The 14,242-nt window shown below is 33.9% G+C and carries 14 protein-coding genes; 10 read left to right on the top strand and 4 right to left on the bottom strand.

Annotation, left to right across the window (positions count from 1 at the left end):
- Positions 1-41: 41 nt before the first annotated feature.
- A complete protein-coding gene (locus tag NX902_RS05360; RefSeq protein WP_095330225.1) occupies positions 42-1,271 on the bottom strand; it encodes an anaerobic sulfatase maturase in 1,230 nt (409 codons plus the stop codon).
- A 256-nt stretch (positions 1,272-1,527) separates the two neighbouring features.
- Here NX902_RS05360 and NX902_RS05365 point away from each other — a divergent pair, with 256 nt between their 5' ends.
- The 9 genes from NX902_RS05365 (at position 1,528) to NX902_RS05405 (ending at position 11,761) form a co-directional block, all read left to right on the top strand.
- Entirely contained in the window at positions 1,528-2,994 is a 1,467-nt protein-coding gene (locus NX902_RS05365) for a sulfatase (protein ID WP_341160592.1), read from the top strand.
- Positions 2,995-3,220: 226 nt separating this feature from the next.
- Positions 3,221-3,829, top strand: coding sequence for a chromate transporter (locus NX902_RS05370; protein ID WP_095330223.1), 609 nt, complete (start codon positions 3,221-3,223; stop codon positions 3,827-3,829).
- 12 nt (positions 3,830-3,841) lie between these two features.
- Entirely contained in the window at positions 3,842-4,378 is a 537-nt protein-coding gene (locus NX902_RS05375) for a chromate transporter (RefSeq protein WP_095330222.1), read from the top strand.
- Positions 4,379-4,391: 13 nt separating this feature from the next.
- Positions 4,392-5,387 (top strand): formylglycine-generating enzyme family protein, encoded by a 996-nt coding sequence (locus NX902_RS05380; protein ID WP_095330221.1) that lies wholly within the window; start codon positions 4,392-4,394, stop codon positions 5,385-5,387.
- Between the two features lie 636 nt (positions 5,388-6,023).
- On the top strand, positions 6,024-6,860 hold the full coding sequence (locus NX902_RS05385) for a helix-turn-helix domain-containing protein (protein ID WP_171509389.1): 837 nt from the start codon (positions 6,024-6,026) through the stop codon (positions 6,858-6,860).
- A gap of 110 nt (positions 6,861-6,970) precedes the next feature.
- Positions 6,971-8,374: a sucrose-specific PTS transporter subunit IIBC gene (locus NX902_RS05390; protein ID WP_341160593.1), complete on the top strand. Its 1,404-nt coding sequence runs from the start codon at positions 6,971-6,973 to the stop codon at positions 8,372-8,374.
- Between the two features lie 16 nt (positions 8,375-8,390).
- Entirely contained in the window at positions 8,391-10,631 is a 2,241-nt protein-coding gene (bglX, locus tag NX902_RS05395) for a beta-glucosidase BglX (RefSeq protein WP_341160594.1), read from the top strand.
- On the top strand, positions 10,632-10,832 hold the full coding sequence (locus tag NX902_RS05400) for a hypothetical protein (protein ID WP_095330218.1): 201 nt from the start codon (positions 10,632-10,634) through the stop codon (positions 10,830-10,832).
- 458 nt (positions 10,833-11,290) lie between these two features.
- Complete coding sequence (locus tag NX902_RS05405; protein ID WP_123259868.1) at positions 11,291-11,761, top strand: NUDIX hydrolase; 471 nt, start codon at positions 11,291-11,293, stop codon at positions 11,759-11,761.
- A 326-nt stretch (positions 11,762-12,087) separates the two neighbouring features.
- Here NX902_RS05405 and NX902_RS05410 read toward each other — a convergent pair whose 3' ends face one another.
- From NX902_RS05410 to NX902_RS05420, 3 genes are read right to left on the bottom strand one after another with little or no spacing between them, the layout of a single operon-like run.
- A complete protein-coding gene (locus NX902_RS05410) occupies positions 12,088-12,615 on the bottom strand; it encodes a permease (protein WP_163188062.1) in 528 nt (175 codons plus the stop codon).
- The gene (locus NX902_RS05415; RefSeq protein WP_163188064.1) at positions 12,612-13,094 is read right to left on the bottom strand and encodes a hypothetical protein; all 483 of its coding nucleotides are present in this window, start codon (positions 13,092-13,094) and stop codon (positions 12,612-12,614) included. Before NX902_RS05415 ends, NX902_RS05410 begins: the two co-directional genes overlap by 4 nt.
- Positions 13,087-13,428: a PadR family transcriptional regulator gene (locus NX902_RS05420; protein WP_123259041.1), complete on the bottom strand. Its 342-nt coding sequence runs from the start codon at positions 13,426-13,428 to the stop codon at positions 13,087-13,089. The genes NX902_RS05415 and NX902_RS05420 overlap by 8 nt, the downstream gene beginning before the upstream one ends.
- A gap of 295 nt (positions 13,429-13,723) precedes the next feature.
- Here NX902_RS05420 and NX902_RS05425 point away from each other — a divergent pair, with 295 nt between their 5' ends.
- Positions 13,724-14,221: an AAA family ATPase gene (locus NX902_RS05425; RefSeq protein ID WP_123259867.1), complete on the top strand. Its 498-nt coding sequence runs from the start codon at positions 13,724-13,726 to the stop codon at positions 14,219-14,221.
- Positions 14,222-14,242: the final 21 nt, after the last annotated feature.

Genomic DNA, 14,242 nt, shown 5'->3' on the forward strand with positions numbered 1-14,242 from the left:
TAACATGGAAAAGGAAGGTATATCCTTCCTTTTTTTTATTACTAAACAGTGAGCAGCGCACAACATTTTTTGTATTTTTTACCACTTCCGCAAAAACATAAACTATTACGGTCTGGGAGAGGATGACCTTCTCTTATCAATTGCTGTTTCCATTGGCTTTTAATGGTCCTAGTTAATCTATTCATCCGGTCAGATGAATATTGGTAGATGATCTTAAAACTTTCGCAAAAGTAATCATAATTAGCATCTTCTGTCCAATTACGATTTCGGGGACATCCTCCATGGCAGAATGATAAGAACTCACAATCAAGGCATCTTTCAGCTAAATCCTCTTTCTTAGTTAGGAATGTATTATAGATAGGGCTTGATAAGATATCAGTTAGGCTATCTTCTCCGATGTTTCCTAACCGAAGATCTTCTGTGATATAAAAATCACATGGATAGGCATCGCCATTTGATTCTAGTATTAGTGTTTTGGGACAAGTTTTTCGATGTGTGCATAAGGCAGCCTGCTGATGCAAGGATACACTTAAATATTCATCAAAAAAACGAATAGAAGTTTCAGGGCTACCATCATTGAACCAAACATCGAAGACATCACATAAGAATTTTCCATATTCTTTTGGAGTAATTAAAAATTTTCCTGGTGCATCTATATCTTGAGATTGAAAATCCATACAAGGAATGAACTGAATATAACGGAAATCCTCTTCCTTATAAAAAGCCATTAATTCTTGACCTTTTAAGACATTATCTTCATGGACAACCGTTAGAATATTAAACTCCACACCTGCTGCTTTTAAATGAGAAATCCCGCGCATTACTTGCGCAAAACTGCCTTGTCCCCCTCTATTTGGCCGTCTTTTATTGTGTATTTCTTTAGGACCATCAATACTTACCCCAATTAGAAAATTATATTCCTTAAAGAAATCAGCCCATTCTTTTGTAATAAGGGTCGCATTTGTCTGCAAGGAGTTACTAATAATTGACCCATTTTTGCCATATTTCTTTTGTAACTCAATTACTTTCTCAAAAAAGGGAAGCCCTGCTAATAAAGGTTCACCACCTTGCCACACAAAAGTCATAAATCCATTGCTATAGGAGGAATACTCCTTTATAAATTTTTCTAAAACGTCTAAATCGAATGTTTGAATTGTACTCTTATTTTCACACTTACTGTAATAGCAATAATCACAAGCCAGGTTGCAAGCCTCTGATACCGTTTTTAAAAGTACAGTAGTTAAGGGTGCTGCTATTGGAGAATGAATCATATTAAACTACCCACCTTATCCATGTATTATCTATTTATTACAGCATAAAGCATTGTATTTATATATGATTAAAGTCACAGTGAAAATATACCAAATAGAAATTAGTCTTTATTGTCCCAAAATGATGGATAATTTCCCAACCTGCCTGAAACCGACCAAAAATAGGGAATGCAATTATATAATAAATTTATGTTATTCATAAAATAGTACTTACACAGAGAGGAGAAGAAATAATAAAATGCGAGCAGTTATGATAATGTTTGATACTTTATCTCGAAATTTTCTTCCGAATTATAATAACAATTGGGTGCATGCTCCCAATTTTAAGCGATTACAGGATAAAACAGTAACATTTGATCATTTTTATGGTGGCAGTATGCCTTGTATGCCAGCAAGAAGAGAACTGCATACAGGGAATTATAACTTCCTGCATCGTCAATGGGGTCCCCTCGAGTCGTTTGATCGTTCTGTATTTGAAGAATTGCAGAAAAATGATGTGTATACACATTTAGTAACAGATCACTCTCATTATTTTGAGGATGGAGGTGCTACTTATCATAATCGCTATTCTACCTGGGAAGGATTTCGCGGGCAGGAAGGCGATAGATGGATTGCAAGGGGGGAAGCACTCCCAAACGAAAACAACCATAAATTAAATAAGCAAGGATTGTCTGTGATCCAGCATTTTGCAAACAGAACAAGACAACAAGAGGAAGAAGAGATGTCAAGTGTTCAAACAATTGCAGCTGGTTTAGACTTCTTACACACACATAAGGAAAAAGATAATTGGTTCTTACAGATTGAATGCTTCGATCCACATGAACCGTTCTATGTACCAGAGAAATATAGAAAAATTTATGATTGTGAAGATAAAAAAGATATCCCATATTGGCCAGCCTATCAGCAATTAAAAGAAGGAGATTATGAAGAAAAAGATATAGAAGACATGCAAAAAGAGTATGCTGCTTTAATTAGTATGTGTGACTATCACCTCGGTAAGGTACTAGATTATATGGATGAACATGATATGTGGAAAGATACGATGCTTATTGTCAATACAGATCATGGATTCTTATTAGGAGAACATAATTGGGTTGGTAAGAATATTGCTCCCTTATATGAAGAAATTATTCATATTCCATTCTTTATTCATGTACCTAAAATTACTATAGGTGGAACTAGATGTTCGGCGTTATCGCAAACGATCGATATTCCTGTGACTTTGATGGATTATTTTCATGTTCCCTATGATAATAAACTCCTGCTAGGGAATTCGCTCCTGCCGATTCTTGAAAAAGAGAAAGAAGAAAATCATAAGTCCATTTTGTTTGGCACTCATGGTTCTTATGTAAATATTCATGATGGAAGATATACTTATATGAGAGCTTCCAGTCAGGAAGAAAATGGTCCCTTATATAATCATACTTTAGCAGTCACCGCGATAAGGGGGTTCTTAGATCAAGAGGCAATAAATAAAGCGGAATTAAAACCAGGAACAAGATTTACAAACTATTCCCCTTACTTAAAAATTCCAGTGAAGAGTTATTATAATTCTTATAAGACTGGCAGCTTATTATTTGATATCCAAAATGACCCGAAACAAGAAAAGCCTATAGTTGATAAAGAATTGGAAAAGGAAATGAGTCATAAATTAGTAGATCTAATGCGGAAGAGCGATGCACCAGAAGAGCAATATATACGTTTAGGATTGGATAGAAGATAATTTATAAATTTAAGTGAGGACTCTTTGGTTATGCATATATAATTAAGGAGTTCTCATAGAGTAAGACAAGATTTATAGATAGTTCATGACTAGAAGTTTTATGAATTTCTAGATGTTTATTGCTTAATTTGCACACTTTTATCCAAAATGGATAAAAGTGTGCTATAATGAAAGAAAGAACAGAAAACTCATTCGTTCTATTCTGAAATAGACGGAGGGAGATTATATGAAGTTGAAAGTATCGTTGTTTCAAATATTTTGGGTGTTCTGCAAGATGAGCCCTGTTACCTTTGGCGGTGGCTATGCGATGATCCCCATTATAGAGAAAGAAATAGTAGTCCGAAAAAAATGGATGAAAATGGGAGAGATATCAGATACGTTAGCACTTGCGGGAACAGCACCTGGAGCTATTGCAGTAAATGCGTCTATATTTATTGGATATCGCCTAGGCGGAATTCTAGGAGCATTGGTTGCTATGCTAGGCGCCCTTCTTCCAACATTTCTGATTGTATTAATTCTAGGCAGTCTATATTTATATTTTCAAGACAATGTCTTTGTAAATGCAGCATTTAAGGGGATTAGTGGAGCAGTAGTGGCGCTTATCGGTTATGCGGCAATAAAGATAGGAAAGACGTCCATTATTGATAAATCAACCGCCGTATTATCAATTGTGATGATAGTAAGTATGATTATATTTAATCTTCATCCTATCGTGGTTATCCTACTAGGTGCTTTACTAGGAATCATGATTGCAAAAGTTAAAGAGAAACTAGGCATGGCTGTGAAGCTGGAAAAAGAGGAGAGTCAAGTTCACGAAGCAGATCAAGCAAGTTAGGGGGAGGATAGCATGCTCGTTCAACTATTTTTATTTTTTTTATTAATCGGAACTGTTTCTTTCGGCGGCGGCTATGCAATGATCCCTGTTATTGAGCAGGGGGTATCTGCTAGAGGCTGGATAAGTACGAATGAATTTACTGATATAATGGCGATTGCCGGCATGTCTCCAGGTCCAATTGCAACAAATAGTGCCACATTAGTTGGCTATCAGCTAGCAGGAGTTCCTGGAGGAATTATTTCTTCTTTAGCAATGACGATTCCTTCCCTGGTCATCATCCTGTTAATGGCTATTTGTTTTACAAAAGTAAATGAATATAAATTAGTAAAACAGAGTTTTTATGGACTAAGACCAATTGTTACTAGTTTAATTGTTTATGCTGCTTGGAAATTTGCTTATTCGAATCATGTTATTTCTTTAAATGTTAATATGGAAATGATTTCTCTTTTGCTTATATGTTTGGTCTCTCTCTATTTTTTATGGAGATGGAAGGCTCATCCTTTATTTGTTCTATTAGGTGCTGGCATCGCAGGGATTTTTGTTTTTTAGGAAGGAGACAAGTATGGATAAGGAATTACAAAGCAAATCATGTTGTTCTGCAAGTAGAGAGTCAATGGACTTTATAAATTTCGGAAGAGAAGATGCTACTTTCACAAAAAATAGTTCTTACTCCCGCAAAAATATGCTTCTTCTTCAAGGAGGAGAATTCTTAATGGGAACAGAGGATCAAGATGGTTTTCCCTTAGATGGAGAAGGACCAATCAGGAAAGTTAAGATAAGCCCCTTTTATATGGATAAATATGCAGTTACTAATGAGGAATTTGCACGTTTTATAGAAGAAACAAATTATAAAACAGATGCAGAAAAATTTGGCTGGTCCTTTGTATTTCATTTGCTGTTAGCAAAGGAAGATGCTGCTATATATACAAGAGCTCCCAGAAATACACCTTGGTGGCGTGTAGTAGAAGGAGCATATTGGAAAAAGCCAGAAGGTCCCAATTCTTCGATAGAAGATCGTTGGAATCACCCTGTTGTTCATATATCTTGGAATGATGCCATGGCTTATTGTAAGTGGGCTGGAAAAAGGCTGCCAACAGAAGCTGAATGGGAGTATGCAGCCCGCGGAGGATTAGAACAGAATAAATATCCATGGGGGAATGAGCTAAATCCGAACGGGAAGCATATGTGTAATATTTGGCAAGGGGAGTTTCCTACAGTGAATACCATAGAAGATGGTTATTTAGGGACAGCGCCAGTAGACAGTTTTGAAGAGAATGGATATGGTTTCTACAATATGGCGGGAAATGTCTGGGAATGGTGTTCAGACTGGTTTCATCCCACATACCATCAGAAAGATTCCCTGCAAGATCCAAAAGGACCTCCAAATGGTAACACAAAATCGCTGCGTGGCGGATCCTACTTATGCCATGATTCCTATTGTAATCGCTATCGAGTGGCAGCAAGGACAAGCAACACGATAGATAGCTCGAGTGGCAATTTAGGTTTTCGATGTGCCGCAGATGTGGATGAAGTAGAAGTAAATCAAAACAGAAAATGAGTATTTAGCAAGATGATATAGATGGAATTAGAATTAGACTCTACATTAATGTACAATCATAATATCTATAAGTTTAGGAAATACGAAAATTAAGGTTGTGAATGAATGATAGAGTTTTTTGCTATTTTTGGTTTTTATTTACTACCAGTTTATTGCATTATTTTCTGTTTAAATCTAGTATCCTTATTAAAGAAAATACAAGAGGAAGATAGCACTACTAAAAATACAATATGGTTTACCATTTCTTTTATTTTTATCATAATGACCGTTGCCTCCCTTATAGCTGTTAATTAAAAGAGGATGGAAGTAATGATGGGGAAAGGCTTAGTCTTTTAATCGTTTGATTAAAGATAAGCGTAAAATCAAAAAGCTAGAACGAGATTCCAGCTATTGAATATATTTTGAATAAGATCTGTATGAAAAGCAATATGAAATGGGACTTTCTTTTAAAGGAGTCCTTTTTTTGTATTAGAATAGACGGCATCAGAATTCAAAGATTATTAATAAATTCTGTTTGAAATGAGAAAACGATTAATAAGTTTTTATTAATACACTGATTATTTTAAATTCCTTCATTTTATTAATCTGCTATAATGTATGGAAAATGTTTAATAGGGGAGAAAGGATAAATTACTGATGGGTGAACTATATGAATATATTGAAATAAATCAGAAAAAAACAATAAAATTTTTCTCATTCAAAGCCAAAGATACAGAAAGAATTATACCTATGCATTGGCACGATAGTCCTGAACTAATTTATTGTGTAGAAGGAAAGCTAAAAGTCTGGTATGAAGGGAAAATTGTTACCCTAGGAAAGGGAGATTTGCTATTAATCAATTCTAATACCCCACATTCTACCCAAAGTATAACTCATAATAATGTATGCATTATTCAGTTTCCTGGAAATTTTCTTGAAGAAGAAAAAAAATCGATTCATTTAAGCACTTGCGAAAACAAATATGATGCGCAAGTAATAGACTATACTAGGAAAATAATAACTGAAATTATAGAATACCATGTATCGACGAACGAATATGACTACTTATTGGAACAGAGTAAAATACTTCATTTAAAATATTTATTGGTAACAAATTTTTCCTCTGGAGCTAATGGGAAATGTGAAGATAATAATCGCAAACAATTAAAATTGAAGCAACTTGAAATTGTAATAAGGCATCTAAAAAATAACTATAAAGATAATCCTAGCTTAAAGGAAATTGCCAATGCTTGTGGATATTCTGAAGCGTATCTCTCTCGATTATTTCATACAATAACAGGACAGACTTTCATAGATTTTAAAAGAAATCTTTGTTTAGAAAAAGCAATTGAGCTTATGAATACAACAGATAAAACCATTACACAAATTGCCTATGAATCAGGTTTTTCAAATGTAAAATCATTTAGAAACTATTTTCGATCAACTATGAATATTAATCCCAAATACTATAAAAGGTCAAAAAATGACCCTTAATTAGTAAGAAAATGCAACGTAATGTAAACGTATTCCTGTTATCCTTATTTGTGTGGTTAGCTAAATTACACGTGTTTTTGATAATTAATAAACAGAAATGAGGGGGAGAAATGAGTAATAAAAATTATAAAAATATTGCTCAAGAAGTAATACGTGGTATTGGTGGGACTGACAACATTATTTCGATGGCTCATTGTGCTACTAGGCTAAGATTAATTGTAAAAGATAGGGATATAATTGATGATGAATTGATTGAAAATATTGATTTTGCTAAAGGTTTCTTCTTTACTTCTGGTCAATATCAAATTATTTTTGGAACGGGTACAGTAAATCATGTTTATGATGCGATGTTACAAGAAGGCGTATCTGGAACAACAAAGTCTGAATTGAAAGAGATTGCTTCAGATAAAGATGATAATATCTTTTTAAGAATGATACGTTTGTTCGGCGATGTATTCGTGCCAATTATACCGGCATTGGTAGCTACTGGGTTATTTATGGGAGTAAGAGGATTGATTTTACAACCTGATATCCTCGCAGTATTTGGTTTAACGCCAGACCATATTTCAGATAATTTTATTAAGTTTACTCAAATATTAACAGATACTGCTTTTGCATTTCTTCCTGTATTAGTTTGTTGGTCTGCTTTCAAAGTATTTGGAGGTTCGCAATTATTAGGAATTCTGTTAGGGTTAATGCTTGTACATCCAAGTCTACCCACATCATGGGATGTTGCACAAAATGTAGCAGAACCTTTAAAGTTTTTCGGAATTATAAAAGTTGCAGGCTATCAAGGCTCTGTTCTTCCTGCATTTATTGTTGGGGCCTTGGGAGCAAAGGTGGAAGGATTTATTAGAAAAAGAGTGCCAAGTGCTCTCGATTTAATTTTATCTCCGTTCTTCACTTTATTAATTATGATAGTTTTAGCGTTTTTCTTAATTGGCCCTGTTTTTCATGAAGTAGAATTATTATTATTACATGCAGTAACATATGTTTTAGAATTACCATTTGGTATTGGTGGTTTAATTTATGGTGGGATTAATCAAGTAATCGTTATAACAGGATTGCACCATCCTCTTAATTTAATTGAAATCCAAATGCTTGCTGATACAGGAAAAAATTTGGTTAACCCGATAAGTACTGCTTCGATCTGTGCTCAAGCAGGAGCTGCATTTGCAGTCGCGGTTAAATCAAAAAATATGAAAACTAAGGCTATTGCATATCCCTCCACTATGTCTGCATTACTAGGGATTACTGAGCCAGCTATTTTTGGTGTTACATTAAGATACGGGAAGCCTTTTATTATGGGATTAATAGGGGGTGCTGCTGGTGGATTTGTAGCTGGGTTAATGCACTTATCAGCCACAGGAATGTCTATTACAGCTATTCCTGGGACTTTGCTATTTCTGAATAGTCAAATTTTTGGATATTTATTAGTATCCCTAATCGGATTTGGTGTGGCATTTATTCTTACCTATCTTTTTGGATATAAAGACAACCAACAAGCAAAATAATAAGGAGGGAGTATCGATGCAAAAAAATGAAGTAATGGCTCTAATCGATTCTCTTTCCGTTGAGGAAAAAATCGGTCAACTAGTGCAATTAACTGGAGATTTTTTTACTAATGAAACGGAAGAAACGATAACTGGTCCGATAAAAAAATTAGGATTAAATGAAAATTATAATATTTATCATACAGGATCAATCTTAAATATTACTAATGCTCATGAAATAATTAAAATTCAGGAGAAATATTTAGAAAACTCAAGCCATAAAATCCCTTTGCTTTTTATGGCAGATATTATATATGGATTTAGAACTATCTTTCCCATTCCATTGGCACAAACTTGTAGTTGGAACTTTGATTTAATAGAAGAAGCAGCTTCCATTAGTGCTAAGGAATCGTATGAAGAAGGATTACACGTTACATTTTCTCCTATGGTTGATATTGTAAGAGATCCAAGATGGGGCCGTGTTATGGAATCTCCTGGAGAAGATACGCTTATGGCCGAATTATTTGCAGAAAGAGTAATAAAAGGACTTCAAGGTAATTCCGAGCAAAAAATCCCGAAAGATAAAATTGCTGGATGTGTTAAACACTTTGCAGCATATGGAGCTCCTATAGCAGGGCGTGAGTATAATGCAGTAGATATGTCTGAGCATACATTGCGGGAGGTATATTTACCGGGTTACTTATCGGCAGTAAAAGCAAAAGTGAAGCTTGTTATGACGGCATTTAATACTTTAAATAGCGTACCTTCAACCGGTAACGAGTGGTTAAATAAGATGATATTAAGAGATGAATTTAAATTCGCGGGAGTACTTATTTCAGATTATGCAGCTGTTGAGGAATTAATTACTCATGGCTATGCTAATGGACCGAAAGAAGCAGCGCAGCTAGCATTAAAAGCAACAGTAGATATTGATATGAAAACATCGGTTTTTGCTAATGAATTAGGTGCAATTGTTAACAACAATGAGCAAATGATGGATTTACTAAATAAAGCAGTTTATAGGATTTTATCCTTAAAAAATGATCTGGGCTTATTCGAAGATCCATATAGAGGATTAAAAGAAAGATCAGCAGAAAACTCTAGTATCTTATGTTCTGAGCATAAAAAGACTGCTTTAATGTTAAGTGAGGAATCGATTGTTTTATTAAAGAATAATGGCGTCTTGCCATTAGAAAAGGGCAAAAAGGCTGCAATCATTGGACCATATCACGATGAAAAATCAACGCTAGGTATGTGGGCTATCAAAGGTGACATAAATGACACTATTACATTGAAAGATGGGATAAATGAGATTGTAGGGAATAATAAGAATCCTTTTTGCAGAGGATCACATCTAATAGAGAAGGAAACGGCACACTTACTTGGAAAATTTGAAGATAAAATTCCAAATGAAAGAATAAGTAATGATGAATTAATAGAAGAAGCTGTTAACTTAGCAAAGGACTCTGAAATTGTAATACTAGCATTAGGTGAAAGTATTTTTCAGAGTGGTGAAGGTGGATCACGTACAGAGATTACATTACCTAAACCTCAACAAAAATTATTCGATGCTATAAAAAAATTAAATAAACAAATAATTACTATCATTTATAGTGGACGTCCGTTAATTTTAACCGACGTAGAAAAACACTCAGATGCTCTTATACAGGCTTGGTTTCCAGGTATTATGGGAGGAAAGGCCTTAGCGAATATTCTCTATGGGATAAGTAATCCATCAGGAAAGCTGTCGATGTCTTTCCCAAGGAGTGTTGGACAAATACCAATCTATTATAATGAGTTAAACACAGGGAGACCAGATCTGCCAGAAAATGCTTTTTATCGCTTTGCTTCACGATATATTGATGAATCTAATAAACCATTATTCTCTTTTGGCTATGGATTATCTTATACAACTTATCAGTATAACTCTGTCTCACTTAATAAAAAGTTAATAAGGCAAAATAGCCATGATGAATTAATTGTAACAGTTGAGGTTGAAAATACTGGGGATTATGACGGTTATGAGATTGTGCAGCTTTACATAAGAGACCAGTTTGGCAGTACTGCTAGACCAGTAAAGGTACTAAAAGACTTCAAAAAGGTATTTATTAGAAAAGGCGAAGTGAAAACAATCTCATTTACAATTACAGAGGAGCAATTGAAAATTTATCAAAGTGATTTAAGCTTTGCTAGCGAGCCAGGTCAATTTGATGTTTATATCGGTTCTAGTAGTGAAGATTTACCTTTAAAAGAAAGCTTTGAATTAATTCAAAGCTAAATGAATTTATATAGAAATGCAATAAGTATAAGGCTGGAATATAACCACTTTTCCTTAGTTTTATGTATAAATTCACTACCATTAAAAGGTTTTCAAATTATAGGGGAAGAAACTCAATTACTAAATGATTTTATGGAATTGTTCGGTTCGGGTATAAAGGCTGCCGAATGGGGAAATCAAGAGTTACCAACGATTCATTAATTAATTCAGCTACTAAGAATTCAATTAAACAGAATAGAGCAAAATTTAGAAGATCGTTTAGATGATGAGATAATACCCTACACTACTTCTACAGGTCTTACCCTATCAACAGTGAAAGAATTAGTAAGTTTTTGTCTATATCATGAAGGAATGCATTTTAATGCAATTAAATCGATCAAAAGGAATATTTAGGATCACTAAAATAATAGCATTAAGAAATATATGTTAACTCTACATTGGTAGAATAAAAAATAAAAACGAAACGTCTAACCCCTTGATACATAAGGGTTAGACGTTTTCTTTATTATACCATAATTAAGATTAAGAAGGATTAATGCTTTTTTATTAAGTTATTAAACAAAAGGGAATTAGTGGAAGACGGAAAAATATAACTTGAAATACCATTTTATTCTATTTGGTATATAATTAACTTGTATTTTATATATAGGAGGAAATTTATGACTACATCTAGTGACTACATTCGCTATATTCGTGGAAAAGTGGGACAAGATTTAATATTTCTTAATTTTGCTGGAGGTATTGTTTATAACGAACGAAATGAGATTCTCTTACAAAAAAGGGGAGATGGAAATGAATGGGGTTTTCCAGGCGGTGCTATGGAACTAGGAGAATCTCTTGAAGAAACAACAAAACGAGAAATTCTTGAGGAAACAGGATTAAATGTTAAGGTTGAACATCTTATTGGTGTCTACTCTAAATATTCTGCTGAGTTTCCGAACGGAGATAAAGCTCAGACTATTACTCACTTTTTTCAATGTAAGCCAATTGATGGGGAACTTACTGCAGATGGTATTGAGACATTGGATTTGAAGTACTTTCCAATAAATAAAATACCGAAATTATTCACTAAGCAACACGAAGATGCCTTAGAAGATTGGCTTTGCAAAAGAAAAGGTGTATTTAAATAAGTTCAACTTCAAAATAATTATACATAGTCTTTAACCGAGGCTTTCTATAATAGATACTACGAGTACAATCCTAAGTAATCTAACAGTTTCTCGTTCAATGGCTTCACCCATAGAAACATATAATTGCCTTCCACCGGGAGATTGATCAAGAGGTTTCAGGCATTTTGGGCGAAGTGTATGTGACGCTAAATTAAATGAGTTTCTATAATTCGTTGGAGTTTTATTTGTATTGCTTTTAAAAAGACTAATAGAATGTTAACAATTTAATGACTACAGCTACTAAAGAATTTGGAATTGTGGGGTTTAAAATACTAAATGATTTAAATCTATTTTCCGATAGTTGTATCATACTTTAGCAACTTTTGTTGGCTATACATTTTTTCAAAAAGAATTCCTGTTAAATAGTAAAACACGAGTCCGAAATAAATATGAATAAGTGTGAATTTAGGACCAAATGAAGTAAATTCATACACTAGAACTGGCAATTTCACTGTTGACCAAGCCCCTAAAAAAAACACTATATAGCGGATGCTAGCTCCTTTTCTCAATAAAAGTACTGCGATTGGAAAGGCTATATAAAGAGGTCCAGCAGCTACTGTTGCTAATAATAAGGTGAAGAGGACACCAATTATACCTGATTTTTCCCCCATATATCTAACGAGTGTTTCTTTCTTTACCCATTGGTCCAATAATCCCACTAATATAAATACTGGAGGAAGTAGAATTAACATATCCAAAATATTTTTACCAGTTAACTGAACTGTTTTTGCAGCAATCGTTTGATTCATAAATGCTATAAGCAGAAGCCCTAATAATAAAATGAGAAAGAAGCGATATCTTTTTAGCTTTTTCATGTCATCACCACCCAAATAATTAATGCGAATAGAAGAGACATTATTATGGCAGAAATATTTCGGGCATAAGCAAAACTTTGACCAAAAGTTTTTTGCTCCATAAATAAACTTGCCAGTCCTACAGACATTAATGTCGACATTAATACAGCAACTTGTGGAAGAGCAGCGCCATTTTGAACTAATGTATGTCCAAGAGGAAAAACGATAAAGCTAGGGACTATAGCAATTGATCCAATGATTGTTGAGTAAAGGATACCAAGTAAACCGGAATTTTCCCCAATAATGGAAGAAATAAGAGACGGTGTCAATAAAGAAAGTGCCAGCCCAACGAAGAGCATAATGGCTAATAAATCCGGTAAAACATTGCGAAACATTTTCCATGAGCTTAATAAGGCTACCTTTGTTTTATATTTGTCTTTTATAAAAGACAGGCTCAGATAAATAGCAGTTATCGTATATAAAACAATTCCATTAACCATTATTTTCGCAATTCCATTTTTTGTATTTTTCTAGGAAAAATGATAAATTTTTAATTTTTTCTTGAATATCAATTTGAAATTCTTCTAATTTTCTTTTTCCAAGTGTAGTGATTTTATACATCCTTACCGGTTTATCTTGATCAGAAACATCTAAATAAGAATCAATGGCACCTTCTTCCTCTAATTTTTTTAGTGTGCGATATAGTATGGCGCTATCAATTGGATTGATGGGAAGCTCTTCCTTACATTTTTGCAACAGTTTTCCACCATAATTATCTCCCTCCATTAAAAACAGCAAAAGAAATGCACCAGTATGTCTCCCTGTATGTTTCATAAAAAATTGAGCCCCCTAATTTTAATGTAATGAACTTTTTATCAATATATTACTGTTATTAACAGTATAGTGTTATTGTTGGTTATGTGTCAATCTTTTTATAATGAAAATTAAATGTGAGGCTTACATTTTAACTAGACTTATATTTAGGAACAGAAGGTGCTACGGCATCTCTTTTTATGGAATTAAAGAGCGGGTTTGCTAAAAAAGGAAAATAAACGATATCGGTAGAATAAGTATACTGGATATAAATCTTAACGTTTAAATATTAATAAGAGGAGAATAACTAAAAAAAATGAAAAAATTGGGGACTCTATACTTTTTCTGTGGAAAAATGGGAGCTGGAAAATCAACTAAATCAAAGCAATTGGCGATAGATAAACATGCGGTACTGTTTTCTGAGGATGAGTGGCTTTCATCTCTTTATCCCAATCAAATTGCATCATTTGAGGACTATCTAAAATTCTCAGCGCAGCTCAAGCCATTGGTGAAAAAGCATGTCCAAAACATATTAAGTGTTGGTACAGATGTAGTAATGGATTTTCCAGCAAACACTCAAAAACTGCGAAAGTGGTTTTTTGATATGGCGTCAGAGGTCAATGCAAGCCATCAACTAATTTTCCTTAATCTAAATAACGAGCAATGCTTACGTCAAATCGCACAAAGGCGTAATGAACAACCAGAAAGATCAACTTTTGACACAGAAGCGGTGTTTATTCATGTTACTAAATTTTTTGAAGCACCAGAGGCATCTGAGGGTTTAAATATTTTAGAATATAGCGGAAAAGAATAACAAGGAGTTCAATGATTCATG

This window comes from Niallia sp. FSL W8-0954, from assembly GCF_038005605.1.
GTDB classification, from domain to species: Bacteria; Bacillota; Bacilli; order Bacillales; family Cytobacillaceae; genus Niallia; species Niallia circulans_A.